Origin of the sequence: Psychrobacter sp. TWP2-1-2 (assembly GCF_049896785.1) — a bacterium.
Lineage (GTDB): Bacteria > Pseudomonadota > Gammaproteobacteria > Pseudomonadales > Moraxellaceae > Psychrobacter.
Genome location: NZ_JAFCVA010000004.1, coordinates 98,842 through 125,169, shown reverse-complemented (window position 1 = coordinate 125,169; position 26,328 = coordinate 98,842). Strand labels below are relative to the sequence as shown.

General features: G+C 42.7%; 21 protein-coding genes. 10 read left to right on the top strand and 11 right to left on the bottom strand.

The features are described from left to right. Positions 1 to 24: 24 nt before the first annotated feature. Both ACP7AE_RS05445 and putP read left to right on the top strand, forming a co-directional pair. A complete protein-coding gene (locus tag ACP7AE_RS05445) occupies positions 25 to 897 on the top strand; it encodes a LysR family transcriptional regulator (protein WP_045446822.1) in 873 nt (290 codons plus the stop codon). Positions 898 to 1,374: 477 nt separating this feature from the next. Continuing rightward, positions 1,375 to 2,874, top strand: coding sequence for a sodium/proline symporter PutP (gene putP, locus ACP7AE_RS05440; RefSeq protein WP_045446819.1), 1,500 nt, complete (start codon positions 1,375 to 1,377; stop codon positions 2,872 to 2,874). A gap of 766 nt (positions 2,875 to 3,640) precedes the next feature. Here the strand turns inward: putP and ACP7AE_RS05435 are convergent. The 3 genes from ACP7AE_RS05435 to ACP7AE_RS05425 form a co-directional block, all read right to left on the bottom strand. Beyond that, a complete protein-coding gene (locus ACP7AE_RS05435) occupies positions 3,641 to 5,137 on the bottom strand; it encodes a hypothetical protein (protein WP_426241811.1) in 1,497 nt (498 codons plus the stop codon). A 405-nt stretch (positions 5,138 to 5,542) separates the two neighbouring features. After that, a complete protein-coding gene (locus ACP7AE_RS05430; protein WP_426241809.1) occupies positions 5,543 to 6,937 on the bottom strand; it encodes an outer membrane protein transport protein in 1,395 nt (464 codons plus the stop codon). A gap of 266 nt (positions 6,938 to 7,203) precedes the next feature. Next, complete coding sequence (locus ACP7AE_RS05425; RefSeq protein ID WP_227676237.1) at positions 7,204 to 7,428, bottom strand: SlyX family protein; 225 nt, start codon at positions 7,426 to 7,428, stop codon at positions 7,204 to 7,206. A 289-nt stretch (positions 7,429 to 7,717) separates the two neighbouring features. Here ACP7AE_RS05425 and ACP7AE_RS05420 point away from each other — a divergent pair, with 289 nt between their 5' ends. From ACP7AE_RS05420 to ACP7AE_RS05395, 6 genes are all read left to right on the top strand, one after another. Then, a complete protein-coding gene (locus tag ACP7AE_RS05420) occupies positions 7,718 to 9,661 on the top strand; it encodes an ATP-binding cassette domain-containing protein (RefSeq protein WP_055124346.1) in 1,944 nt (647 codons plus the stop codon). A gap of 471 nt (positions 9,662 to 10,132) precedes the next feature. Beyond that, positions 10,133 to 10,717, top strand: a complete 585-nt coding sequence (gene petA / locus ACP7AE_RS05415) for a ubiquinol-cytochrome c reductase iron-sulfur subunit (protein WP_045446807.1) — start codon at positions 10,133 to 10,135, stop codon at positions 10,715 to 10,717. 22 nt (positions 10,718 to 10,739) lie between these two features. Then, positions 10,740 to 11,945: a cytochrome b gene (locus ACP7AE_RS05410; protein ID WP_173936707.1), complete on the top strand. Its 1,206-nt coding sequence runs from the start codon at positions 10,740 to 10,742 to the stop codon at positions 11,943 to 11,945. Then, the gene (locus ACP7AE_RS05405; protein WP_426241806.1) at positions 11,945 to 12,661 is read left to right on the top strand and encodes a cytochrome c1; all 717 of its coding nucleotides are present in this window, start codon (positions 11,945 to 11,947) and stop codon (positions 12,659 to 12,661) included. Before ACP7AE_RS05410 ends, ACP7AE_RS05405 begins: the two co-directional genes overlap by 1 nt. Before the next feature lie 196 nt (positions 12,662 to 12,857). Continuing rightward, positions 12,858 to 13,472, top strand: coding sequence for a glutathione S-transferase N-terminal domain-containing protein (locus ACP7AE_RS05400; RefSeq protein WP_193009387.1), 615 nt, complete (start codon positions 12,858 to 12,860; stop codon positions 13,470 to 13,472). A gap of 264 nt (positions 13,473 to 13,736) precedes the next feature. Further along, complete coding sequence (locus ACP7AE_RS05395) at positions 13,737 to 14,174, top strand: ClpXP protease specificity-enhancing factor (protein ID WP_045446801.1); 438 nt, start codon at positions 13,737 to 13,739, stop codon at positions 14,172 to 14,174. Between the two features lie 107 nt (positions 14,175 to 14,281). Here the strand turns inward: ACP7AE_RS05395 and dcd are convergent, their stop codons facing one another. From dcd to ACP7AE_RS05355, 8 genes are all read right to left on the bottom strand, one after another. Beyond that, positions 14,282 to 14,857, bottom strand: coding sequence for a dCTP deaminase (dcd, locus tag ACP7AE_RS05390; RefSeq protein ID WP_011513914.1), 576 nt, complete (start codon positions 14,855 to 14,857; stop codon positions 14,282 to 14,284). A 136-nt stretch (positions 14,858 to 14,993) separates the two neighbouring features. Continuing rightward, on the bottom strand, positions 14,994 to 16,136 hold the full coding sequence (locus ACP7AE_RS05385) for a DUF2804 domain-containing protein (RefSeq protein ID WP_426241803.1): 1,143 nt from the start codon (positions 16,134 to 16,136) through the stop codon (positions 14,994 to 14,996). 12 nt (positions 16,137 to 16,148) lie between these two features. Next, positions 16,149 to 16,502 carry a hypothetical protein gene (locus tag ACP7AE_RS05380; protein WP_426241801.1) on the bottom strand — a complete coding sequence of 118 codons (354 nt, stop codon included), beginning with the start codon at positions 16,500 to 16,502 and terminating at the stop codon, positions 16,149 to 16,151. Between the two features lie 177 nt (positions 16,503 to 16,679). Then, positions 16,680 to 17,903, bottom strand: coding sequence for an iron-sulfur cluster carrier protein ApbC (apbC, locus tag ACP7AE_RS05375; RefSeq protein WP_426241799.1), 1,224 nt, complete (start codon positions 17,901 to 17,903; stop codon positions 16,680 to 16,682). 171 nt (positions 17,904 to 18,074) lie between these two features. Next, positions 18,075 to 19,427 carry a magnesium transporter gene (gene mgtE / locus ACP7AE_RS05370; protein ID WP_426241797.1) on the bottom strand — a complete coding sequence of 451 codons (1,353 nt, stop codon included), beginning with the start codon at positions 19,425 to 19,427 and terminating at the stop codon, positions 18,075 to 18,077. 171 nt (positions 19,428 to 19,598) lie between these two features. Next, the gene (locus tag ACP7AE_RS05365; RefSeq protein WP_426241795.1) at positions 19,599 to 20,399 is read right to left on the bottom strand and encodes a 3-hydroxybutyrate dehydrogenase; all 801 of its coding nucleotides are present in this window, start codon (positions 20,397 to 20,399) and stop codon (positions 19,599 to 19,601) included. A 61-nt stretch (positions 20,400 to 20,460) separates the two neighbouring features. After that, positions 20,461 to 21,090: a CoA transferase subunit B gene (locus ACP7AE_RS05360; protein ID WP_426241793.1), complete on the bottom strand. Its 630-nt coding sequence runs from the start codon at positions 21,088 to 21,090 to the stop codon at positions 20,461 to 20,463. Positions 21,091 to 21,267: 177 nt separating this feature from the next. Beyond that, on the bottom strand, positions 21,268 to 21,981 hold the full coding sequence (locus ACP7AE_RS05355) for a CoA transferase subunit A (RefSeq protein ID WP_426241791.1): 714 nt from the start codon (positions 21,979 to 21,981) through the stop codon (positions 21,268 to 21,270). A gap of 347 nt (positions 21,982 to 22,328) precedes the next feature. Between ACP7AE_RS05355 and ACP7AE_RS05350 the strand changes: the two genes are divergently transcribed. Together ACP7AE_RS05350 and metG are read left to right on the top strand one after the other, a co-directional pair. Continuing rightward, complete coding sequence (locus tag ACP7AE_RS05350) at positions 22,329 to 23,744, top strand: GntP family permease (protein ID WP_426241789.1); 1,416 nt, start codon at positions 22,329 to 22,331, stop codon at positions 23,742 to 23,744. A gap of 392 nt (positions 23,745 to 24,136) precedes the next feature. Continuing rightward, positions 24,137 to 26,233: a methionine--tRNA ligase gene (gene metG / locus ACP7AE_RS05345; RefSeq protein ID WP_426241787.1), complete on the top strand. Its 2,097-nt coding sequence runs from the start codon at positions 24,137 to 24,139 to the stop codon at positions 26,231 to 26,233. The last annotated feature ends 95 nt before the right edge of the window (positions 26,234 to 26,328 follow it).

Sequence of the window (26,328 nt, the reverse complement as noted above, 5' to 3'; positions counted from 1 at the left end):
CGCAAAGTAGCTAAGGACATCCGTTTGAACACCACAAACTTGACGACATTCGTTACCGTTATGCACACTGGCAGCATCTCAGGTGCCGCAGAAAAACTGTTTATCACACAGCCTGCCGTCAGTAAACGCATCAAAAATTTGGAAGATGAATTCAACATTACTTTGTTTGATACGGTGGGACGCGGCATTGTACCAACCCAAGCAGCCAATGAAATGCTGCCGCATGCCAAGCGGTGGCTAGAAGATTATGAGAATTTTAAGATTAATCTGCAACACTCTCAGCATATCGTATCTGGTAAATTAGTGATCGGCACCAGTCATCATATTGGCTTGCACCATTTAGCACCTGTACTTAAGCATTTTATCCAAGCTTATCCTGCCGTACAACTAGAAGTACATTTCGTCGATTCAGAAAAAGCGCACAAAGCCGTACTCGATGGCGATTTATCATTAGCATTTTTAACATTGCCGCCCGTTTATGATAAGCGCTTGACCTATCATACGCTATGGTCAGACCCTCTTTACTTTATGACAGGTACGCTATCGCCTTTAGCGACCAAATCTAATGTGACACTAGAGCAATTGGCACGCTATCCTGCTATTTTACCGTCTGCCAACACCTTTACCAGTCAAATTACCTTGGCTGAATTCGCCAAGCACAATCTGAAACCTTATGCCACGATGAGCACCAATCCTCTTGAGTCTATTCGCATGCTGGTTTCTGTTGGTCTGGGATGGTCTGTATTACCGCAAACCATGATCAGTCAGGATTTAGAACGTATCGATATGGCAGACAATATAGAGTTACAGCGCTATTTGGGTGTGGTTATCAATCCGAAATTGACGCAATCTAGCAGCGTTACAGCTTTGTTAGACTTGTTAGCGCCTATTGAATAAGACTCTCGCTAAATGAGGATTAGAGCGTGCTATGGAATCTAAAAAGCACGCTATTCGCATTTATGACCCTCATGCGTTATAATACGCTTGACGTTGTTTTTATAACAAAAATTTACTATAAGAACACTGATAGTCATATATTGAACACTTCGAGTAATATATGATGGTTAACAGTAGGTTTAATGGTTTTAAATGATTGGTTATATAGGTGGCCGATACTGATAAATGAGTCGCAAATGCGAGCAATCGATATGATGTACTATGGCATTTTTATTGATCTCTAAGCACTGCGAATTCGTATTAGCCCTAGAACAGCATCAATCATATAAAACTAACAGCAGATATTGAATAAAAGCCATTATGTCCTACTTAATGGCTTTTTTCGTCTTTAGATATTGTTTGGGACATCGTCTTATAACACTTAATCTTTATAGTTAAAATAATTACCGCCAACCATGTTGGTTAAGGACAATTTATATGAACGGAGTTTCTAGTGGCGTGCTGGTATCACTTGGCGCCTATTTTTTAGTGATGATTGGTATTGGCATTTACGCTTACTTTAAGCAAGCCAATGATACTGAAGGCTATATGTTAGGAGGACGCAGTTTAGGTCCAGCAGTCACTGCACTATCGGCAGGTGCATCAGATATGTCAGGTTGGTTACTACTTGGCTTGCCCGGCTATATGTATGCTGACGGTGTCGTGAGTATATGGATCGCACTTGGTTTGACACTTGGTGCATTTTTAAACTACCTTATCGTGGCACCGCGTCTTCGCGTTTATACCGAAGTGGCTGACAATGCCATCACTCTACCCGATTATTTCGCCAACCGCTTCGAAGATAAGTCGCACATGCTACGTGTTATCTCAGCCGTGGTTATCATTTTATTCTTCACGGTTTATACTGCTGCAAGCCTAGTAGGCGGTGGTAAACTCTTCGAAAGCTCACTGAATCTTTCTTATAGCACTGGTCTATGGGTCACCGCTGGCGTTGTTGTCGCTTATACGTTATTCGGTGGTTTCTTAGCTGTTTCAATGACTGACTTTGTACAGGGTATCATCATGCTATTTGCGATGGTCATTGTTCCTGTCGTCGCTTTCACTGATCTGGGTGGTATTTCAGCCACCACTCAAGCGGTTAGAAATATCGATCCAAGCTTGCTTAACATTACTAATGGTATGAGTATCCTTGGCATTGTGTCATTGATGGCATGGGGTTTGGGTTATTTTGGTCAGCCACACATCATTGTACGTTTTATGGCCATTCGCTCAGTCAAAGATGTCCCTACTGCCCGTAACATCGGTATGAGCTGGATGATTGTCAGCCTTATTGGAGCACTGATGACAGGTTTTGCTGGTCGTGCGTATGTTCAAAAGACAGCGATGACTTTAGATGATCCTGAGACCATCTTTTTAGTATTTACGCAGTTTTTATTCCATCCATTGGTTTCAGGCTTCTTATTAGCTGCAATTTTAGCTGCGATTATGAGTACCATCTCATCACAGCTATTGGTGGTATCAAGCTCATTGACTAAAGATGTCTATAAGTTGTTTTTTGATCAAGATGCACCTGAGGCACGTCAAGTATTGGTCGGCCGCATTTCCGTAATCATTGTCGCCGTTGTTGCCATTTTACTGGCGTCTAATCCAGAAAGCTCAGTATTGAATTTGGTTTCTAATGCTTGGGCAGGGTTTGGTGCCGCATTTGGACCGTTGGTTATTTTCAGCCTAATCTGGCGCGGTATGAACCGTAACGGTGCAGTTGCTGGTATGGTCGTTGGTGCATTGACGGTTATTCTATGGATTTATGGTCCTTTCCAGATGAACGGCATGGCACTCAATAGCTGGTTATATGCTATCGTTCCGGGCTTTATCTTAAGTACAATCGCCATTTTTGCGGTAAGTATCATGACAGGCGGTCCAAAAGCCTCTGTTACTGCGAAATTTAAAGAAATGGAACTCAATTTAAATAAATAAGCTTATCGATATAATTATTACTATAAAAAAACCTCGCCATCTATTGGTGAGGTTTTTTATTGATGACTATTAAATACAATACCTAGGACATTAGTACATAAGTAAGCTATGGTTATTTCTATTAGAGATCTCATACTTAGCTAATAGCGCTATAACATTTCATAATTCAGGTGTTAACTTTTCACTCAATCATCACGCTTGTAGCCACTTATGCTATGTCATTAATCATCTAACTTGTTAGTGTAAGATATGCTACTGAATAAATTTATAATGCGCCTCAAATATCAAAGATAAGTGGATAATCAGAACTACCTCAGCGAGGCTAAAGAGTTAGAGGTATGGCGGTTATGATATCCATTAGCGCTGGCACAATACCGAGCACCATAGGGTCATCGATATATAAGATCATTTATAAGATGACACACTATTAGCGCTGAGAGGTCAATGAGTCTTGGACTTAAGTGCGTTTCAAGAAGCATATATTTCAGCTGAAATATACTTATGATCGTAATAACTCAATGATGTTGTGGCTTATGTTTGAGGCAAATATCGTTTAATTGCGGGCAAGAAACCAATCACTGCCGTCTTAGAAATCGTCTAAAAAAAGCTGTCAAATAAATTTATTATTTTGCTAAAAACTTTTATGCACACTTTAAAGTCGTTGATTTAATGTTCTTTTATATCAATTTCTATTTCGAACACCGATAAAAAAAGCGACCCATCACGGATCGCTTTTTTTATGTATTAGTACTGCTAAATATGCGTATTATTTAGTATCTTGGTAAGACAATTTCACACCGAAGATATATCCATCATTGTCTTGAAAGTCACCAACAATTTTGTCACTTGGCAATACACCTTGGGCATCGCCGAACCATAAGTATTTACCACCCGCTGATACTGCCCAGTTTTCTGTCACGTTATACTTTGCACCCAAACCAGCGCTGTAATAGCCTTCGATAGGACCTAACGAGGTGACAGGGTTACCAGCACCACTATCCCAACCAACGGTACCACTAATTGCAAGTGCTGGCGCAACACGCTTGGCTAGACCAAGCTCTACTTGCCATTGATCCTCTTCGTACTCAACCAAGTTCAAACCATCAGGTCCATAAGATCTTTTACTAACCTCATTATATAGTGGCGGCGTAATCTTAAAGTCACCCCAAGGTACCCAGCGCACTTTTGCAGTTGCTAACGTCGTTGGGTTAATACCGGTTTGAAAATCAAAGTTTACGGATTTAGGAGTAGTAATTTCCATATTACTGGTGCGATTGGCTGCAGCTGGATCACCAGCTATAACGCCAGCTAAAGGATAGGTTTCAGCCACTTTCATGTTGTGATCAATTTCAGAGCGATAGGTCAGTGCTGCTTTTAAGGCAATTTCAGGTTTGCTATAAGCAATACCGGCTATATAACCATAGTCCATATCAGGGCTGTTACGTGAGGTATAGCCAGTAGCAGGACCATAAGCCAAACCTCGTAGTTTCACTTCAGACTCAATACGCTGAGCGACTGGACCACCGTATACTTGAAACTCTTTATTGGCACCAAATTTTGCGCCAAGAATGGCTGTCAGACTATTACTACGTACTTCAACGTTAGTGCCTTCTCCTGCATTAGCTGCTTCTGCTTGTGCTATCGCATTTGCTGTACCGAGACCAGTGGCCTGATTCACAAAACCTTGCGCTGCTGCTGCTTGAGCTTGAGCTTGTTGTGCAAGACCTTGTGCTACTTGAGGGTCTGTAGCTGTTGCAGCTAATTGTCCAAGTCGTTGCGCTTCCGCACCTGCTGCTTGAGCCTGCTGTGTCAAACCTTGAATTGCAGGGCCAAGAGTGTTGGCGTCAAACTGGCCACCCGTTAACTGAGTTATTGAAGCATTAATATCGCCTTTCGACACAAAACTGTTATCACCAGTATATTTCGCTGCTGCGCCAAAGGGCTCATCATATAAGATACCAACACTAAAGGTTTCATTGATATCTGTTTTTACACCATAACGAAAGAAATCATAATATTCAGCGATATCGCCAGTCTTATCACCTCTAACATAGGTGTTATTAGTAGGAACGTTATTGGCGCTATCATAACCACTAACATCAGCATCGATATAGGTGTAAACAGCTTCAGCATAGGTGCCATCTTGGAGGAAGGCTGTGACATCCTGACCTGAACGGTCAAGACCAGCAGCATTGGTTACGCTAGCTACAGAAAAAGCGGCAATCGCTACTGCAAGGGTTTTTAAATGAAAAGTGTTGCGCATTGTGTATCTCCAAACGTCCTTGTTGTTTTACTACTTAAATAATCAATATGTAGCATTGCTGCGCATAACTTTATGATTATAAAAGTCGTGTCCTGAGATGAATACTAATGCCTTTTTGACACTAAAACAACAATTAAAGTGCTTTATTTCTCGAATATGACTGGACAGTACAAATAAGATACACGTACAAAACTAATATCTAGTTTTTCATTCTGATATTTTTTAAATTGCTATCAGCATTTTTTAGAGATAGCAGGCAGATCATTATCTGTTATAACTTAATAATTCTAAAATACTCTAATCCTTTATTAAACTTAAATACACTGGCATAAAAAAGCGACCCAATCAGGATCGCTTTTTATTATCTAGACTATGGATTTATAACTTAGCAAATGACACATCACATTAGTTTGCTTGGTAAGAAAGCTTCACGCCAAGTGCAAAACCATCGTTGTCTTCAAAGTTACTAACCACGGCTTTAGTCGGAATTTGGCCTTTAGCATCACCGAACCATAGATATTTACCACCAGCTGATACTGCCCAGTTTTCAGTCACATTGTACTTGGCACCCAAACCAGCACTGTAGTAGCCTTCGATAGGACCTAGCGAGGTTACAGGGTTACCAGCACCACTATCCCAACCGACAGTACCTGTCACTGCTAATGCTGGCGTCATGCGCTTAGCGAGACCCAGCTCAACTTGCCATTGATCTTCATCGTAACTAACTAATGCCAAGCCTTCATCATCTTTTGTCGATACTTTACTGACATCATTGTATAGTGACGGTACGATAGCAAAATCACTCCATGGCACCCAACGGACTTTAGCAGTAGCTAGCATGGTAGGATTGATACCTGTCTGGAAATCAAAGTTGACTGATTCTGGCGTGTTGATTTCAATATCAGAATGTCTGGTAGTCGGCAACGCTAGACCAGCGGTAGCACCTGCAGCCGTAGCAATTGGAAAAGTCTCAAAAGCTTTTGCATTATGCTTGATTTCAGAGCGATACGTCAAAGCAGCTTTAAGTGCAATTTCAGGCTTGCTATAAGCCATACCAGCGATCCAGCCATAGTCTTGGTCATTACTGATGTGAGTGGTATAACCCTTGGCTGAACTGTATGCATCACCGCGCAATTTTACATCTGCCTTTACGCGCTGAGCCACTGGACCACCATAAGCTTGAAACTCTTTGTTAGCACCAAATTTAGCACCAAGAATACCAGTAATACTCTCAGTACGTACTTCTACTTGCGTCGCTTCACCCGCCACTGCTGCAAGACCTTTAGCGGCTTCAAGACCAATAAGCTGACCTTGAGCGGCTTGTAACTGCTCAGCAGTTAGACCACCTGGATTACCTGGAGCAAGCGCCCCTTGCAATTGTGGTATTAATACGTTATCGACATAAGCTTCGGTAATATTAGGGTTTTTTGTAAAGTCTTGAATGATAGCGTCACGATCACTTTCGGTAACGAAATCGTTTTGACCGTTATAATCCGCAGCGGCACCAAAAGGCTCATCATATAAAATACCGATGCTAAACGTGTCGTTAATATCTGCTTTTACACCATAACGGAAAAAATCATAAGACTCTGCGATATCATTGAGCTTATTGCCTGACAAGTCTTTACCACTCACATCGGCATCGATATAAGTATAAACAGATTCGGCGTAGGTGCCATCTTGTAAGAATGCAGTGATATCTTGACCTGAACGATCAAGACCAGCAGCACTAGCAACGCTAGCAATAGAAAGAGCAGCAACAGCTACTGTGAGAGTTTTCAAATGAAAATTTGCGCGCATTATGTATCTCCAAACGTCCGCATTGTTTTACTACTTTACTTAATTTTAATAAGCAAGCAGCATCCGAGGTGGAGGATAGTAATGATTTTCGAACATTAAAACAACTGCAAAAACACATTATTTCCTGATTATGACTGAACAGTATCTGTATCTCACAATGCGGATATAATAGTTATAAATTTTCAACCATTTAGTTTTTGCAGATATTAATTTTGCAGATATTAATTTTGCAGATATTAATTTTGCAGATATTAATTTTGCAGATATTAATAATGAGGGGGTCTTTCCGCCATGACATCAAAAGGTGCAATGCCGCCTTCAGGATCCTGACTTTCCACTTGTTTATAAATTAGCTGCAACTGTCGTTGTAATGTCTGAATATCTTTATCTTGCCGCGCAATCACCTCATCGAGTCGCTCTACTGTCATTTCTAGATGCGCCATACTCATCTGTAAATCAATGACTTGTTGAGTTTGTAGGTCAGTGTGCACAGCTAAAGCCTCGTTCTGAGCCTTATCTTGAGGATTAAATTGATTCATATTTTTCTCTGAATTATCATAAACATAAGACTGGTAGGATTCATTAATAAAATGGCTCGATGACCGATACAAAGTAGCAATTAGACGACGATGATCCTCATAAAATAGCAACCTTGAACAAAAGTCATAAATAGTGCGGATAAAATCATTTACGCTCACTACAGTCACGTGATGGCATGTTATACTGCTCGCAATTTTGCAGCAACCCCTACCTCACTATTATATAAGCTTAAGATATTCTATGGCTCTGATACATTTAAAAGATATCCACCTTGCTTTTGGCGTCGCTCCTGTTCTTGATGGCATTGATTTTGCTATTGAAGCAGGTGAACGTGTCTGTTTAATTGGCCGTAATGGCGAAGGCAAATCCACCTTATTTAAGCTAATTAACGGCACCTTACAACCTGATAGCGGCGAAGTCATCATCAATAGCAGCGTGCGCGTGGCGATGCTAGAACAAGACGTTCCCGAGACAAGCGGACGTATCCTAGACATCGTTATGGGTGGTAGCAGCCGCACGGCTGAGCTGCTTATCAACTACAATGCCCAAACAGATTTATGTGCTAATGGCGACATGGATGCTTGTGAGCGTATGGCAGACTTGCAGCATGATATCGATGCGGTACACGGTTGGGATTTAGAACGAGAAGCCACCCGCCTGATCAAAACCATGGGGCTGGATCCAGATGATGATTTATCTTCATTATCAGGTGGTCGTAAGCGCCGTGTACTACTAGCACGCTCCTTGGTCACCAAACCTGATGTACTGCTGCTCGATGAACCAACCAACCATTTAGACGTTGATAGTATTGAATGGCTAGAGCGCTTTTTATTGGATTGGCAAGGTTTGACCCTACTATTCGTGACCCACGATAGAGCATTTGTCAATAAACTATCGACGCGCATCATTGAGCTAGATCGTGGTCAATTGACCAGCTATGACGTCACTCAAGGCGAAGGTGGCTATGCACGCTATCAAGAGCTAAAAGAGCTGCAATTACTCGCTGAAGAAAAAAATAACGCCAACTTTGATAAAAAACTGGCGCAAGAAGAAGTTTGGATTCGCCAAGGTATCAAAGCCCGTCGTACCCGTAATGAAGGCCGTGTCCGTGAGCTAAAAGCATTGCGTGAAGAGCGTAGCGATCGCCGTGAGCAAGTGGGTAATGTGAACATTACGATGGGTCAAGGCGAGAAAAGCGGTAAGCTGGTCTGTAAAGTCAAAAACTTACATCTTGAATATGATGGCAACGTATTGGTTGACAACTTTACGACCACTATTATGCGCGGCGATAAAATCGGCATTGTCGGACCCAACGGTGCGGGCAAAACCACACTGATTAAAGCCCTACTCGATATGTCTGATGACGAAGTTACCAAGACTGGTAGTGTCGAATTGGGTACCAATCTAAAAATTGCCTTCTTTGACCAGTTGCGCGATCAGTTAGACCTTGAAGCCAGTGTGGCGCAAAACGTCTCTGAAGGCTCAGACTTTGTAGAAGTGGGTGGTCGTAAGACACACATCATGAGCTATCTACAAGACTTCTTATTTGCCCCAGAGCGTGCGCGTACCCCAGTCAAAGCACTATCAGGTGGCGAACGTAACCGCGTACTACTTGCCAAGCAGCTATTAAAGCCTGCCAACATTCTGGTACTTGATGAGCCAACCAACGACTTGGATATGGCGACACTTGAGCTACTAGAAGAGTCAGTCGCCAGCTTTGGCGGTACAATTTTGCTCATCAGCCATGACCGCTCATTTATGGACAATGTCGTTACCTCTACTTGGGTATTTGACCAAGATGAAGACGGCAAAGGTATCGTCAAAGAGTATGTCGGTGGTTATCAAGAATACTTGGTACAGAAAAACCGCGAGCAAGCCGCCCACGCGGCTAGAGCACCAGCCAATAATGCAAATACTGTCAGTAAAGTTACCAATAAGACAACCGCAGCAAAACCTAACAAAGCTGCCAAAAAGCTCAATTTCAATGAACAGCGTGAACTGGACAATTTACCAAAAGAAATCGCTGCATTAGAAGCTGAACAAGCCCAATTGCAAGAGAAACTAGCAGATGGCTCATGGTTCACCACTGACGTTAATGCAGCGACTGCCGCAAGTGAGCGCCTACTGACGATTGAAGATGAGATGATGAGTAAGCTTGAGCGTTGGAGTGAGCTTGAGAGCTAATGTTAGCGACTGAAGCCATGTTTTATAAAACTTGAAGTTTGATAAAACATAAAAAGTAATGAAATAATCACCGTTTTGTTCTTATAAAGCGGTGATTATTGGTTTACGACTACTTACATAGTAGTTAGGTACTGAAAGTTAGTGAACATTACCTTAATTTCGAGTATCATTCGCTATTGCAAAATATCCTTATTAATTATAAGGTCATCACGCTTATAATCCTTGCCAAAAAATCTATGTGAGACATTGATAATGCAGCTATTTTGCATCAATTCTCCTATTCAACCTTAGAGTATGTTCTATCAAGGTTGCTTTATTTTTAACGCAATAATTTATTTTATCACCGAAATAGCTTAGAATAGCAACAATTAGCAAAATTAGGCACAGCCAAAGTGGCTTGATATTGTACATTTTCTAAGCCACAAACCCAGTGTGGGATAATCCCATTTCATTCACCTGGAGGAAGTATTAATGAGCCAAGCCGAAGGCGTTAACGTACAACGCCGTAGAGTTCTTATTGCCTCGACTGCCGCGATTGGTGCAGCTGGGGTAGCTGCTGTGGCAACACCTTTTGTCCGTTCTTGGTACCCAAGCGCTAAAGCTGAGGCTGCAGGGGCTGCAGTGACCCAAGACATTGGTTCTATCGAAGCAGGACAGATGATCGTTGTCAAATATCGCGGTAAACCCATTTTTGTGGTCAAACGCACAGAAGACATGCTAGCGACTTTAGCGTCAGTAAAACCTTTACTGTCTGACCCTGAATCTGATGCGTCATTACAACCTGAATACTGTAAAAATCCAGAACGCTCTATCTCACCAGAAGTATTGGTAGTAGAAGGCGTCTGTACACATTTAGGTTGTGCACCAAACTACCGTCCTGATGTTGGCGCGGCTGACTTGGGTGGTAATGATTGGTATGGCGGATTTTTCTGCCCATGCCACGGGTCTAAATATGACTTGGCGGGTCGCGTTTATAGTGGCGTTCCTGCACCGCTTAACTTACCTGTCCCAGATTACAACATGGATGGTACCATCTTGACGATTGGGGAGGCTTAATATGAGCATGGGTAAAAAGTTAATGCATTGGGTGGACGCACGCTTTCCAGCGACCGAAACCTATGAATACCATATGTCAAAGTACTATGCACCAAAAAACTTTAACTTTTGGTACTTTTTTGGCGTGTTATCAATGGTGGTATTGGTTAACCAATTGGTAACAGGTATTTGGCTGACCATGATGTATAACCCAAGTGCCGAAGGGGCATTTGCGTCTGTTGAATACATCATGCGCGATGTCAAAGGTGGTTGGCTCATCCGTTATATGCACTCAACTGGTGCATCTGCGTTCTTTGTGGTCGTCTATCTGCATATGTTTAGAGCACTGCTATATGGTTCATACCAGAAACCACGTGAGCTTATTTGGCTCATCGGTATGGGTATTTACTTAGCATTGATGGCAGAAGGTTTCTTCGGTTACCTACTTCCTTGGGGCAATATGTCATTTTGGGGTGCACAGGTTATCTTGAACCTTCCTGCTGCTCTACCTGTGATTGGTGATGGGCTTGCAGAATGGGTACGTGGTGATTATATTATCTCAGGTATCACCCTAAACCGCTTTTTTGCTCTACATGTGGTTGCTATCCCGCTCGTACTTGTGGGCTTAGTATTCATGCATATTGTAGCGCTACACCATGTGGGTTCGAACAACCCTGATGGTATTGATATCAAGAAGCTAAAAGATAAAAATGGTGTGCCGTTAGATGGTATTGAATTCCATCCGTACTACACAGTACACGATATGATTGGTATCGTGGTCTTCTTTATCTTGTTCTTTGCAGTGGTATTCTTCTTCCCAGAAGGCGGCGGATTCTTCCTTGAGCCACCAAATTTTGAGACAGCGAATTCATTGAAAACACCAGCACACATTGCACCAGTATGGTATTACACGCCATTCTATGCCATTTTACGTGCGGTTCCTGACAAGTTGGGTGGTGTGATTGCGATGGGTGGTGCGATTGCCGTACTATTCTTGATACCATGGTTAGACAGATCGCCTGTACGCTCTATACGTTATAAAGGCATTTTATCTAAAATTGCTTTAACCGTGTTTGCGATTAGTTTCTTAGTTTTAGGTTACTTAGGCGCGACGCCAACGACACCAACAGCAACATTGATGGCTCGTATCTTCACTGTCTTGTATTTCTTGTTTTTCTTACTGATGCCAATTTATACCTCTATTGAGAAGTGTAAACAGCCACCAGAACGCGTTACCGGAGGTCACTAATGAACACGCTAATTAAATCCCTAGCGGGTCTAGGCTTAGGCGCGGCATTAACCTTGACGGCTGGTACTGCACTGGCAGCTGGTGGCGGTGGATGTGGTACATTCACCAATGCTGAGGGTGTTGAAGAACATTTAGCTTGTAGTACTGCCCCTATTGATTTTACCAATAAGGGCTCGCTACAAAACGGTGCGAAAATCTTTATGAACTACTGTGCTGGTTGTCACTCTGCCCAGTATGTTCGTCACTCGCGCATTGCTAAAGATTTAGAGATACCACCTGAGTTGGTCGAAAAGTATTTGATGGTCACCACCGATCAAATCGGTGATCATATCAATGCTGAAATTGATCCTGAAGTACAAGCATCATGGTTTGGCGCAGCACCACCAGACTTATCACTTGAGACCAGACTACGTGGCGATGACTGGGTATATACTTACCTGTTATCGTTTTATGAAGACCCAAGCCGTCCTTGGGGTGCCAATAACTTAGTACTTGCCAATGCGGCGATGCCTCATGTATTGCATAATATGCAAGAAGAGCTGAGTGCTGAAGAGTTTGAATCCGAAGTGGGTGATTTGGTTAACTTTATGGCGTGGATGGCAGAGCCTAACCGTCATGACCGTCAAGTGATTGGCTTCTTTGTAATTTTATTCTTATTAGTATTACTCATTCCAGTTTACTTATTGAACAAAGAATTCTGGACAGATGTAAAATAATTAAGTATTAAAAAATATATTTTTATCGAAAAAAAGGGCACTACTCTGGTAGTGCCTTTTTTTGTCTCTTAAAAGACCATAAAACACTGAACCATTATTTAAAAAAAGGCTCACCCGCAATGTTTACGTACCTTGCCTTGATAATCAGAGCAACTTTGTTTACGATGATAGGCTTTACTATTAACATTAGGCTTTCATGATTGATGCGAACGACATTCCAAGTAGTCAGCTGATTTTATACGCTGATGATGGCTACGACAGTCATGTAGTGCGCCTATTGCTTGAGGAAAAAAAGCTGGCCTATTATCTATCACGCTTGCACTCTGAACGGCCTGAAGATTTAACCGAGCTGAATCCCTATCACACCTTGCCTGTTCTGCAACAACGTGAAATCGCACTGTATGAGATTAACGTTATCTTTGAGTATCTTGAAGAGCGTTACCATACAAACAAGCTACTACCGGATACCCCGCAAGAGCGTGCCCAATTTCGCCAATTGGCTTGGCGTATTCAGCACGATTGGCTGGTACTCGGTAAGCGTCTACTCATGCACCCTAATAGCTTTAACAAAACACAAGCTGCTATTGCGAAAAAACAGTTAAGCGATTCTCTGATTACTTTATCACCACTGTTTGCTCATAAACCTTATTTTATGGCAGACGATTTTGGCTGGTGTGATGTATTGTTAGCACCTTTGTTATGGCGACTTGAAGAAATGGGAATTGAGCTGCCACGCGCAATTAGTCGCCCCCTATTTGATTATCAACAGCGGGTCTTTGAGCGTACTAGCTTTCAAAAAAGTGTGCGTTAATTAGGGTGTACCCTCAATCTGAGCATTAAACCTTAAATGGGCCAAAATGACTAAATCTTTGTCAAACTGTGTCAAACTGTGTCAAAGTAACTTGCTTATATTTAGATATTATCAGCACTACTTTCCTTGTTTGGCTGCAATTTTTATCACCATTTTCAAAATCAGGACACGCCCTAGACAATGCTTAACCGCTGTCTTAAAATAGAAAACAACAAAATACCTTTAAGTTATTATCTTCAAATTATCAGTATAGGAAACCCTTAGATGAGCGAAACCACCTCTATTACCCCAACACGTCCTTATATGGTGCGCGCACTTTATCAGTGGATAGAAGACAATCAACTAACGCCTTACCTGATGGTTGATGCCACTGCCGAAAACGTACAGATTCCAAGGGAACACGTGCAAGATGGTCGTATCGTATTGAATATCGCCAGCCGTGCGACTGGTAATATGAGTATGGAAAATGATTATATTCATTTTAGTGCGCGTTTTGGCGGCGTGTCACAAGAGATTTGGGTACCAATGACGTCGGTGTTAGGTATTTATGCGAAGGAAAACTCGCAAGGGATGTTTTTTGACCCCAATGAATATGACAACTATCAACCTGAAGATGATGCGATAGTAAGCTCACAGAAGAGCCCTACTGCGACACCTAAAGCCAAACGTGATAATAAAGCTGGTTTAAAAGTGTTGAAATAGTCAATTTTTCGGTATAAAAAAGGCTGGTCGTATTATATACGGTCAGCCTTTTTGTGATTAATCTAAAAGATTTATCATTGTGCACTTTCAGTTAGCATATAAGATTACTAGGTTCTTGGCAATGTCACGCCACGTTGACCTTGATACTTACCGCCGCGATCTTTATAGCTGGTTTCACATACGTCATCAGCATCACTTTGGAAAAACAGCATTTGTGCCACCCCTTCGCCTGCATAAATACGTGCTGGTAGATTGGTGGTATTACTAAATTCCAAAGTGACATGCCCTTCCCACTCAGGCTCCAGCGGCGTCACGTTGACGATAATTCCGCAACGGGCATACGTTGATTTACCAAGACAGATCGTCAATACATCGCGTGGAATGCGGAAATATTCCATGGTGCGTGCTAGCGCAAACGAGTTTGGCGGAATAATGCACTCGTCACCGATAACATCAATAAAGCTTTTTTCATCAAAGTTTTTTGGATCTACAATCACTGAATGAACGTTGGTAAAAACTTTAAATTCAGGCGCGCAGCGTACATCATAACCATAGCTTGACGTACCGTAGCTAACCAAACGCTCGCCTGCATCATTAAAACGTACTTGGCCCGCTTCAAACGGCTCAATCATGCCGTGTTCTTCAGCCATTTTACGAATCCAGCGGTCAGACTTGATAGACATTGTTGTTCCTTAGCAGCTATAAAATAAAATTTACGATATGAATGGTATTTTGATAGCGACGATTATACGGAATTGAGCGCTCAATTTATAGGCTTGCCTGCGTTTAATATAAATCTACAATCAACATGACAACCGCCTACCATTTTGCGAAATGATCTTCTGCTAAGCCCGTTATCTTATCGATTTTAATCACGTCATCTTTTAGACGAATCTCACCACTATAAAAGCCAAGCCATTGCTCAAAGATACTGGCAAGCACACCAAAATTATCCGTCTTTTTATAAACGGTTATCGGCGTGAAGGTTAAGTCAATATCAACATTGCTCCAGCCTAGGTTTTGATGATAGATGCGCCAAGGCTGTCGCGTATTATCTATGGTTTTAGCTTTGTCATATTGCTCATTAGCTGGCAAATTTAAACCATCACAGACAAACATCACAGGCGGTAAATAATAAATCTGCCCATCCAGCCAGCACGCATTTTCGCTAACCCCTGTTTCATTGACGCCCATCGCTAGATTTAGGACAAAATGACGACCGTCTGGCAAATAACTATTGATACAACTCCAAAACCAATTGGTCTTGTGGCGCATATAGCCAAGCGTCCAATCGAGATTGGCGATAGTCGTTTCGGAAAAGTGGATTTGTTTGGCTTGAGCATCAGTGTTAAATTTTGAATGGGCTTTAATCAGTAAATGACCAGATATAACCGAAAACGGTTCTTTTTGAGTAAAGGTCCAGCCGCGCCTGCCCGTTGGTGTGCAGACTGCTAATGGCGCTGATTGCCGCTGTAGCGTCGCATCAAGCGTAATGTGTTTACTATCCAATGCTACTTCGATTTGTGAAGGCGTAAAATCCAATGTTAATGTGAGATTACTATGGGTAAATGCCATTTGCCCTTGATAGCAATCGCCTTCTAACTGTGTTTGATGCGTCAAAGGTTGCAATGCTTCACAAACCTCTAGCTCATCCGTCGCTTCGTTATAAAGATAAACAAAGGCACTGGTTGCCAACTTAATCGTTGCCAATGCCAGACAAACCCGATAAGGCGGCTGGATAATTTGAATAAAGCAGAATTGATTGGCTTTTAAATCTTTGCGCCAGTTTGGCAGCGTCTTTTGCGAAATAAGATGACTGTGGTAGTCCAAATAATTGATATTTTTTACGTGGGCAAAGATGCCAAAAGTAGGCTGACCATTTTGAATAAGCTCGTTAAGAACAGCTGGCTTACTGCTGGTAGATAGTTGTTGCTGATCTTGCTCATTGCGATTTTTATTCATGATTAAGGCATCCTAGCCAAATTTTTCTAAAGGTACTATTTTTCCTTGATAACTCACAACAGTATGTACAGTTTTTCTTTTTGCCTTTGCAGAACCCACAAAAAACGCTGCCGTTATCACCTTAACTTCAATGCTAGTCAATCCATCTGCCAGTGTTTCTGTCACATCGGTAGCGGCTATCGCGCTCATCCATAAGAAATGTCTCGGAAACTTAAGTAAGAGGTCAGTTAACGCCTGTGAAAATTTGTTAAAGTCAGCAATGACCATTCGGCGATTGCTAAAGTCGGCGTTAACTTGATGCCGTTTGCTACTCCCATCTTTATAGTAGCAAACGGCAATGACTTGATTGTTTGAGAGCTCAATCACATATAACGGCGGGCGGAATAATCTTAGGAGATTATACTGTTTGAGAATATTATCTAAATGTCGTTGATAAATCGATAAGCTAACAATATTCCCTTTTTAAAACCCAAATCCTTGCAAGTTTTTATACTTAGGCTATTTAGCTATCGCTAAAAATCATCGAGAACCGTTATAAAACTATTAAAAAATACGCTTATCATCGACAGGCTTGGCGAATTTATTAATATTGGCTTCGATATTTTTAGCAATGCTCAGATAATAAGGTGCAAACTCATCATCAGCCAAGACGCTCGGCTCACCTTTATCCACTTGTGCACGGATGCCACTGGCGAGCGGTAATTGTCCCAGTAGTGGCACATGGTATTGCTCAGCAATTTTTTCGCCGCCGCCTGTACCAAAGATAGCTTCAGTATGATTACAGTTACTACAGGTATGCAGTGCCATGTTTTCGACCACGCCGAGTACTGGGATATTGGTTTTGTTAAACATCTCAATGCCTTTTTGCGCATCAAGTAAGGCAATATGCTGCGGCGTCGTGACAATCACGGCACCCGTTACGGGAATACGCTGAGCCAGTGTCAACTGAATATCGCCCGTACCCGGTGGCATATCAATCACTAAGTAATCTAGCTGCGGCCAGTTGGTTTGATTATACAGCTGCATCAGCGCACCAGTGGCTTTTGGTCCGCGCCACGCGACAGGCGTATTGTCACCATCGAGCAAGCTACCAATCGATAGCATTGCCATGCCGTGCGCATTGATAGGAACAAACTGCTCGTTTTCCAGCTCAGGTTTGACATTATCGACGCCCAGCATCGTTGGCATACTAGGACCATAAATATCGGCATCCAGTACGCCAACACGGTTGCCTAGCTTTTGTAATGCCAAAGCAATGTTGACCGTGGTAGTGGATTTACCAACACCGCCTTTACCCGATGCCACGACGATAATATGACGAATGCGCGGATGCGCGGCGAGTGACGCTTGTGTCGGCGCGGCTTTGGTAATTGGTGGTTCAACAGTAGTATTGCTATCAGTATTTGCCGCTGGTTTATATTGATTGTCCATGGCATTAGTGGTTTTTGGCATTGCTTTTGGCAGACTTGACCCCGAGCCTTTCGTCGGTGCGGGCAGACGAACATTCATATGAATAGTCTTGATACCGTGCGGATGTAACAGTTGCCCAAGTTCTTGTTGGATAATTTCAGGATTACTATTTACGGGTAGACGCAAGTCTAAGGTGAGCTGGTCACCATCACGCTCGAGCCCCGTTACCATGGTGGCAATACTGACAGTACCTACCTCATAACCAAGCAGCACCTTGTCCACGGCACTATCGCGCTCTGCTCGCTGCTCTGGTGTTTCTGATTTTTTGGTGGAGGTTTTCTTCATAAAGTTAAACATAGCGACTATTACTGCCTATACAAGTGGGTGGGCATGGCAAAAACTCAGCGAATACTGTCGTGAACAATACCGCTCGTGAACGTGTTAGCCAGACCTTTTATAGTGACAGTGTAGCTGAATTACCACTATAAAAAAACCACAACGCTAGTGGGACTAGGCTTTATAGCAGCATTAACCGATAGACAAAAACTGTGAAGCAATAAACAAATAAATAAGTACACCCGAGGCATCACAGACAGAGGTAATCAAAGGCGCACTGGCAGTGGCAGGATCAAAACCCAATTTATTAAGCACAAAAGGTAAGCTCATACCAATGACGCAACCAATCATCACCACCGACATCATACTCAGTGCCAGCACTAACGACACCACTGCATCACCACGTACATAACCGATGATTGAGATAGCCACCGCCATCGTCGCCCCAAGCATCAACGCAACCACCGCCTCTCGACCCAATAATGAAAACCAGTCACGCATGACCACATCGCCAGTCGCCAAAGCTCGCACCATCAAGGTCGCTGACTGCGAGCCAGCGTTACCACCACTGTCGACCAATAAAGGTAAAAAGAACACCAATACCAAATTGGCGGCAATCACATCTTCAAAATTGGAAATACTCAACCCTGAGAGCAAGTTACCAAATACTAAGAACACCAACCAAAAGACCCGCTTACGGTATAACACTCGAACGCTGACGTCTTTTAATTTGCCAACCATGGTCGAGACACCACCCGACTTATGGAAATCGTCGGTTGCCTCATCACTCGCCACATCCATCGCATCATCGTGGGTAACAATACCGACCAAAGCACCACTATCATCGGTAATAGGCAGCGCAATTAAATCATAGCGAGCCACGACTTTCGCAACGTCTTCTTGATCATCATTGACATTACAAGACACTACTGTACTCATCATAATGTCATTAATCAGCTGTTCAGGAGCCGCTAAAATAAGTACTCGTAAAGAGACAACGCCTAATAACTTACGCTCGTCATCAATCACATAAGCATGATAAATAGTTTCGGCATCAGGTGCTTCTAGGCGCAGTGCTGCCAATGCCTCAGAGACAGTCATATGAGCAGCTAAAGTCGCATAATCAGACGTCATCAACGCACCAGCAGTGCGCTCCTCATAGGCAGATAACTTACGAATATCTTCACGTTGTGCCTGTGCCAAGGCGGGTAACAAAGCATCCCGCTGCTCCTGATTGAGGTGCTTATATAAGTCGGTACGCTCATCCGCAGGCATCTCGCCTACTATCTTTGCTAATACAGCCCGAGGAAATACATAGGCAAGTGCAACCTGAATATCCGTTTCTAAATAGGAGAACACGGTAGAACGATTGGGCAGATGCTCAAGTAGCTGCCATGCAAGATTTGGCTCCATGAGTGCCAGAACATCGGCAATATCAATCGGGCGCAAATTTTGAAGTTGATTGATTGATTGCTCAAACTGCTGTTGCTCGATAGCACGGCTTAATTTTGCTGCAAGCGTTTTTGCAAAATCCTTATCATTCATTATACTTACTCCGTGCGACCCGAAACGGTATTCAAGCGCTCATAAAAAAGAGCCAATCTAATTGGCTCAAATTAATATAAAACTAGATGCTAATGGATTGGTCTTTTATTAGCAAGACCATGATCCTTAAACCAATCAAACAACCCGCAAACCCATTAATTCACCACTCAGTTAATTCATAAACCAACCGTGACTGGCAACGATAGACTGACCGGTGAATACATTGCTTGGGAAGGCTGCCAAAAATAGCGCTAACTGAGCAATATCATCGACGGTCGTGAATTCTTTGTCTACCGTATTCACCAACATAATATCGTTGACTACAGATTCTTCGCTAATGCCTTTTTCAGCGGCTTGTTGCGGAATTTGCTTTTCGACCAATGGCGTTTTGACAAACCCTGGGCAAATTACATGCGCGCGTACATTATGCTCAGCGCCTTCTTTTGCCAATACACGGCACAGCCCAAGTAAACCATGCTTTGCCGTGACATAAGGCGCCTTAAACATGGATGCCTCATGCGAATGGACTGAACCCATATAGATGACCGTACCGCCTTTGTCATCTTTATACATGTGCTGTATCGCCGCTTTAGTGGTCAAAAACGCCCCATCTAAATGGATAGCAAGCATTTTTTTCCAATCCTCAAACGCCATTTTATGGATCGGGTCGATGATCTGAATACCAGCATTGGAGACAAGAATATCAATACCACCAAAGGTATCGACAAGCTGCTGCACACCAGCGTTTACCGCATCCTCTGAAGTCACATCCATGGCAATAGCAAGTGCGCGTCCGCCTGCCGCTTCAATAGCATCAACGGTTTTCTGAGCCGCTTCAAGATTAATATCAGCAATACCAACCGCTGCGCCTGCTTTGGCATAAGTTTCAGCGATATCACGTCCGATACCGCTGGCAGCGCCTGTGACCAATGCCACTTTGCCGGTCAAATCTTGTTGTAATGTGGTCGCCATATTTTATAGTCCATTATCAAATAGGTTTTTTAGAGGTCTGTGCCAAATATATCTAACAAGCTTATTGAGCAATGCTCACTGGCGTTTTTTCTTGTAGCTCATCAAAGCTAACACCTTCTGCCAGCTCAACTAGCTTTAGACCGTTGTCAGTGACGTCTAGTACAGCAAGTTCGGTAATAATCCGATCAACCACCCCTTTGCCCGTCAATGGTAGCTCGCAATTGGCAAGGATTTTTGGCTCGCCGTGTTTATTGACTTGTTCCATCAAGACAATCACGCGCTGCACGCCAGCGACTAAATCCATGGCACCGCCCATGCCTTTGACCATTTTTTTGGGAATCATCCAGTTGGCCAAATCGCCTTTTTCTGATACTTCCATCGCACCCAATATCGCAAGATTAACATGACCACCGCGAATCATCGCAAACGACTCTGAGCTACTAAAATAACTGGCACCCGCCTCTGCGGTAACGGTTTGTTTACCCGCATTAATCAAATCTCCATCGACATTTTCTGCCGTTGGAAACTCGCCGATACCTAATAGACCATTTTCAGACTGTAGCCAAACATCGACATCTTTGGGGATATAATTGGCGACTAGGGTTGGTAGACCAATACCTAAATTGACATAATAGCCGTCTTGTAGCTCTTGTGCGGCACGCTGTGCCATCTGCTCTCTTGTCCATGCCATGATAACTTCCTTATTTTTATAACGACCCCAAAAAATATGATGAGCGGTGTCAAATTCGCTTAGTCTACTAAATGTAGCACTTTCACTCGTTTTCCTTGCCACTCAAATTTTTAGGAATAGTATTACAATATTCTATTATTAATTTAACACTTTAAAAAAATGCTATAAAGCCTTTAACTAAGCGCCTTCAACGGCCTTAGTCGTGGTTTTTTCAATACGCTTTTCAGGATTACTATTCAAGACGATACGCTGCACAAAGATACCCGGCAGGTGCACGTCATCAGGATCGAAGGTGCCTGTCTCTACGATTTCTTCGACTTCAACAATGGTAATTTTTCCTGCCATGGCGCAATCTGGATTGAAGTTACGCGCCGTCTTGTTGAATATTAGATTACCCGCTTTGTCCGCTTTTTGCGCTTTGATTAATGACACATCAGCGCGCAATGAATGCTCAAGTATATAAGTACGACCATCAAAATCACGGGTTTCTTTGCCTTCAGCGACTAGTGTACCAACGCCAGTTGCGGTATAGAAAGCAGGAATACCAGCACCGCCCGAACGTAGTTTTTCCGCTAAAGTACCTTGCGGCGTTAATTCAACTTCTAACTCGCCTGCCAAGTATTGACGCTCAAATTCTTTATTTTCACCGACATAGGATGAAATCATTTTTTTAATCTGGCGCGTTTGTAATAGTAATCCTAAGCCAAAGTCATCGACGCCTGCGTTATTACTGATACAGGTCAAATCCTTAACCCCGCTATCACGTAACGCTTCGATGAGCGCTTCAGGAATACCGCACAGACCAAAACCACCGATAGCGAGCGTTTGTCCATCGCTGACGATACCTTTTAGCGCTTCTTCGGCACTGCTATATACTTTTGATTGACTCATGCTTATCTCCTTGCAAGTCTATTTTTTGTTATTAACTTCTATCATCAATGATTATGAGTGGGTGACATCACTCAATATTTCCATATTTATATTAATACAATTTCTATCGATATATCATAATTAAAAATCTTGTGCTAACTTACCATATTATTCTCGTAGCGAGAAGAGAATAACCATAGGAATATACAAGCCAGCGCAGTAGCGGTATATATGATGGGTCAATATCTTATTAAAACAGGATTTATGTTTAATAAAATATCAAATATTGCCTATTTTAAGTAATTTTATTGACCAATATCACTATGCTCTGCATACTCGCTGATTGAACTTTGCCAAGGAGGGCGATCATGTTTAGTACCTTTGCTATTGTCATTACTTTATTATTACTGATGTTTTTTGCTTATCGCGGTTATTCCGTGCTGATATTAGCACCGATTATGGCGACATTAGCCGTACTATTATCAGGTGATTTTTTAAGCACAATTCCTGCCTATACCGATGTCTTTATGGGCGCATTGAGTGGATTTTTACTTAAGTTTTTCCCTATATTCTTGCTGGGTGCATTATTTGGGCGTTTGATGGCGGACTCTGGTGCGGCGACGGCGATTGCCAAAACCGTGGTCGAAAAGCTTGGTGCTAGCAAAGCCATCTTAGCAGTTATCTTAGTTTGTGCCATTTTAACCTATGGTGGCGTTTCGTTATTTGTGGTGGCATTTGCTATTTATCCAATCGCCAAAGACTTGTTTAAAGCCGCTGATATTCCTAAACGCTTGATTCCGGCAGCGATTGCCTTAGGCTCATTCACCTTTACGATGACGGCATTGCCAGGTACGCCTGCCATTCAAAACGCCATTCCGATTCCTTACTATAATACCAACGTTTTTGCCGCGCCTATCTTGGGTATTATCGGCGGTACTATCATGTTTATTTGTGGTTGGTTATGGCTACAATCACGCGCCAGAAAAGCCAATGCAGCAGGCGAAGGCTATGGTCAGCATGACGAAGAGGATGTGGGCGGCGTTGGAGCAGCCAAAAAAGAAGCTGAAGTATTAAATACGCACCACACCTCATTTACTATTGCTATGATTCCACTGGTGTTGGTCATTGGCTTGAATGCTTTATTAACTTACGCTATCTTTCCATCAGTGGATTTTAGCGGCTTACAAGCTCAGTTTCCTGATCTAAATATCGCAGGCTCACTGGGTTTATGGTCAATTATCATCTCGTTAGTCGTGGCTTGTGCTGTGTTAATTTTGCTACGTATCGGTCATTGGAATAATCTGCAAAAAACCATCAACCGTGGTACTTATGATTCGATGTTGCCGATTTTTAATACCGCCTCAGAAGTCGGTTACGGCGCGGTTATCGCCTCGTTAGCAGGTTTCCTCATCATTCGTGATAGTATCTTAAATCTAACACCTGACAATCCTTTAATCTCAGAAGCGGTGGCGATGACCACGCTGGCTGGTATTACTGGCTCGTCGTCTGGCGGTTTGAGTATTGCCCTCTCGACGTTGGGTGAAGACTATTTAAGAATGGCGGTCGCAGCAGGTATTGACCCAGAGCTCATGCACCGTGTTGCCGTGATGGCAGCGGGTGGTTTGGATACGCTACCGCATAGTGGCGCTGTCATCACCTTACTTGCGATTTGTGGTTTGACCCATAAGCAGTCCTATCTAAACGTCGCCATGGTAACGATGGTGATTCCACTTATTGCTGTGGTCGCCGTTATCATTTTAGGGACGATGTTTGGCTCGTTCTAACGTCCTGAAATGAGGCATTTATTAAACCTTAAAGATAATTAAATTTAATGATTATTGCTTGATACCGAAGAGCCCACTAAGCGATTGCTTGGTGGGTTTTTTATGGACGCTTTCTCATTACTACCTCTAAATACAACCGACTATTTATCTCTCATAATTGATTGACACTCTATATACCGTATAGAGTTAATCGCTTTATTAGCGACTATATTAATTACTCAGGTAATGTCACAAATTTGGCTGAATTACGGTATCATAGGCACACTTTTTTAAATTTTTATTTGCTTAATACGTTTTAGCATTGATAGTTTGATATTAATAGTATCGCGTCTAATAGCTCAAAACAGCTGAAGACGTTTGATAACCAACCCGTTTATATAAAAATATAGGTGATGAAAGTGCGTGAGATTCTAGTAACCAGTGCGCTGCCCTACGCCAATGGCTATATCCATTTGGGGCATCTTGTAGAATATATTCAGACCGACATTTGGGCGCGTGCCATGAAAGCGCAAGGCCATCAGGTCACTTATGTCTGCGCAGACGATGCACACGGTACGGCAATCATGCTCAAAGCAGAAGCCAATGGCGTCACGCCGGAGGAACAAATTGCCGCGGTGAAAGCGTCGCATGAAGCAGATTTTGCCAAATTTTTGATTAACTTTGACAATTATCACTCCACCCACTCAGAAGAAAACAAGCATTTCTCTGAGCTGATTTATCGTCGTTTAAATGATGCTGGGCATATTAGTACCAAAGATGTCGAACAATTATTTGACCCTGAAAAACAGCTATTTTTAGCCGATCGCTTTGTCAAGGGTACTTGCCCTGAATGCGCAGCGGCAGACCAATATGGCGATAACTGTGAAGTCTGCGGTACGACCTATGATGCAACGGATCTTAAAGACCCGCATTCAACGTTATCAGATGCCACGCCTATTCTGAAAACCTCCAAGCACTACTTCTTTAATTTGCCTGAATTTGAGCAATTCTTAAAAGATTGGACGCGTAGTGACAATCGCTTGCAAACATCGGTCGCCAATAAACTACAAGAATGGTTTGAAGCAGGTCTGGCAACGTGGGACATTTCCCGTGATGCGCCCTACTTTGGTTTTCAGATTCCAGATACCCCAAGCGATGAGCCAGACAAATATTTTTATGTTTGGCTAGATGCTCCAGTCGGTTACATGGCGAGCTTCAAAAACCTCTGCGATAAACGCGCAGGTACAGACGAGGCGCTCGACTTTGACCGTTATTGGATGCAAGAAAACGAGCATAAAACCGAGGTGTATCACTTCATCGGTAAAGACATCGTTTATTTCCATGCGCTATTTTGGCCTGCCATGCTAGCCGGTAGTGAGTTCCGTACACCAACGGGTGTTTTTGCTCATGGCTTCTTGATGGTCAATGGCGAAAAAATGAGTAAGTCACGCGGTACTTTTATTAAAGCCGAAACGTATGCTGATCACTTACATCCTGAATACTTGCGTTATTATTTTGCTAGTAAATTGTCTGATAAAGTCGAAGATATCAACCTTGATTTAGAAGATTTCATGCAAAAGGTTAACTCTGACTTGGTTGGTAAAGTGGTCAATATCGCTAGCCGCAGTGCTGGATTCTTGGTCAAAAAGTACGACGGCATGCTCACAGAAGTCTGCGCTGAGCCAAGTTTATTAGAAGATATTACCAAAACGGGCGATGAGATTGCTGCCGCTTACGAGAACCGTGAGTTTTCGCGTGCCATGCGTTTGATTATGCAATGTGCTGATAAAGCCAATGAATATATCGATGAGAAAAAACCATGGGCACTTGCTAAGGTTGAAGGCGCAGAGCAAGAAGTTCAAGATGTTTGCTCGGTCGCGATTAATATCTTCCGTCAATTGATGGTTTATCTTGCACCAGTATTACCTGAGCTGACTGCCAATGCCAAAGAATTCTTAAACATTGACGATTTAAGCTTTGCCAGCCGTAATGAGTGGTTGCTTGGACATAAAATCAATAAGTTTAAACCACTCATGCAACGTATCGAAGAAAAAGATGTCGCCGCAATGATTGAGGCGTCAAAAGAGTCTTTGGCTCAAGCTGCCACTCCAGTCACCAACAAAGATAGCAAACCAGTCGAGAAAAACGAGCCTGCCGCAGCAACAGATGCTGAGCAAACTGACTACATTGGTATTGAAGACTTTGCTAAGGTCGAGATGAAAGTAGCACACGTCTTAGCATGCAATCATGTTGAAGGCGCGGATAAGCTTTTACAGTTCACCTTAGATGTTGGTGAAGACAAGCCGCGTAACGTATTCAGTGGTATCCGTAAGTTTTATGAGCCTGAGCAACTACAAGGTAAAAAGGTTATTTGCGTGACCAATCTTGCCCCACGTAAGATGAAGTTTGGTGTATCAGAAGGTATGGTGCTATCGACTGGCAATCCAAAGACAGGCTTAACGGTCGTGACATTACCTGATGGCTGTGTCGTTGGCGATGTGCTTGCTTAATAGTTAGGCTTACTCAACAAACAAAAAAGATGTCCAGCTGGGCATCTTTTTTATTGTCCCAAAACTATCGCTGGTCAATCGCCAAAATCAGTGCT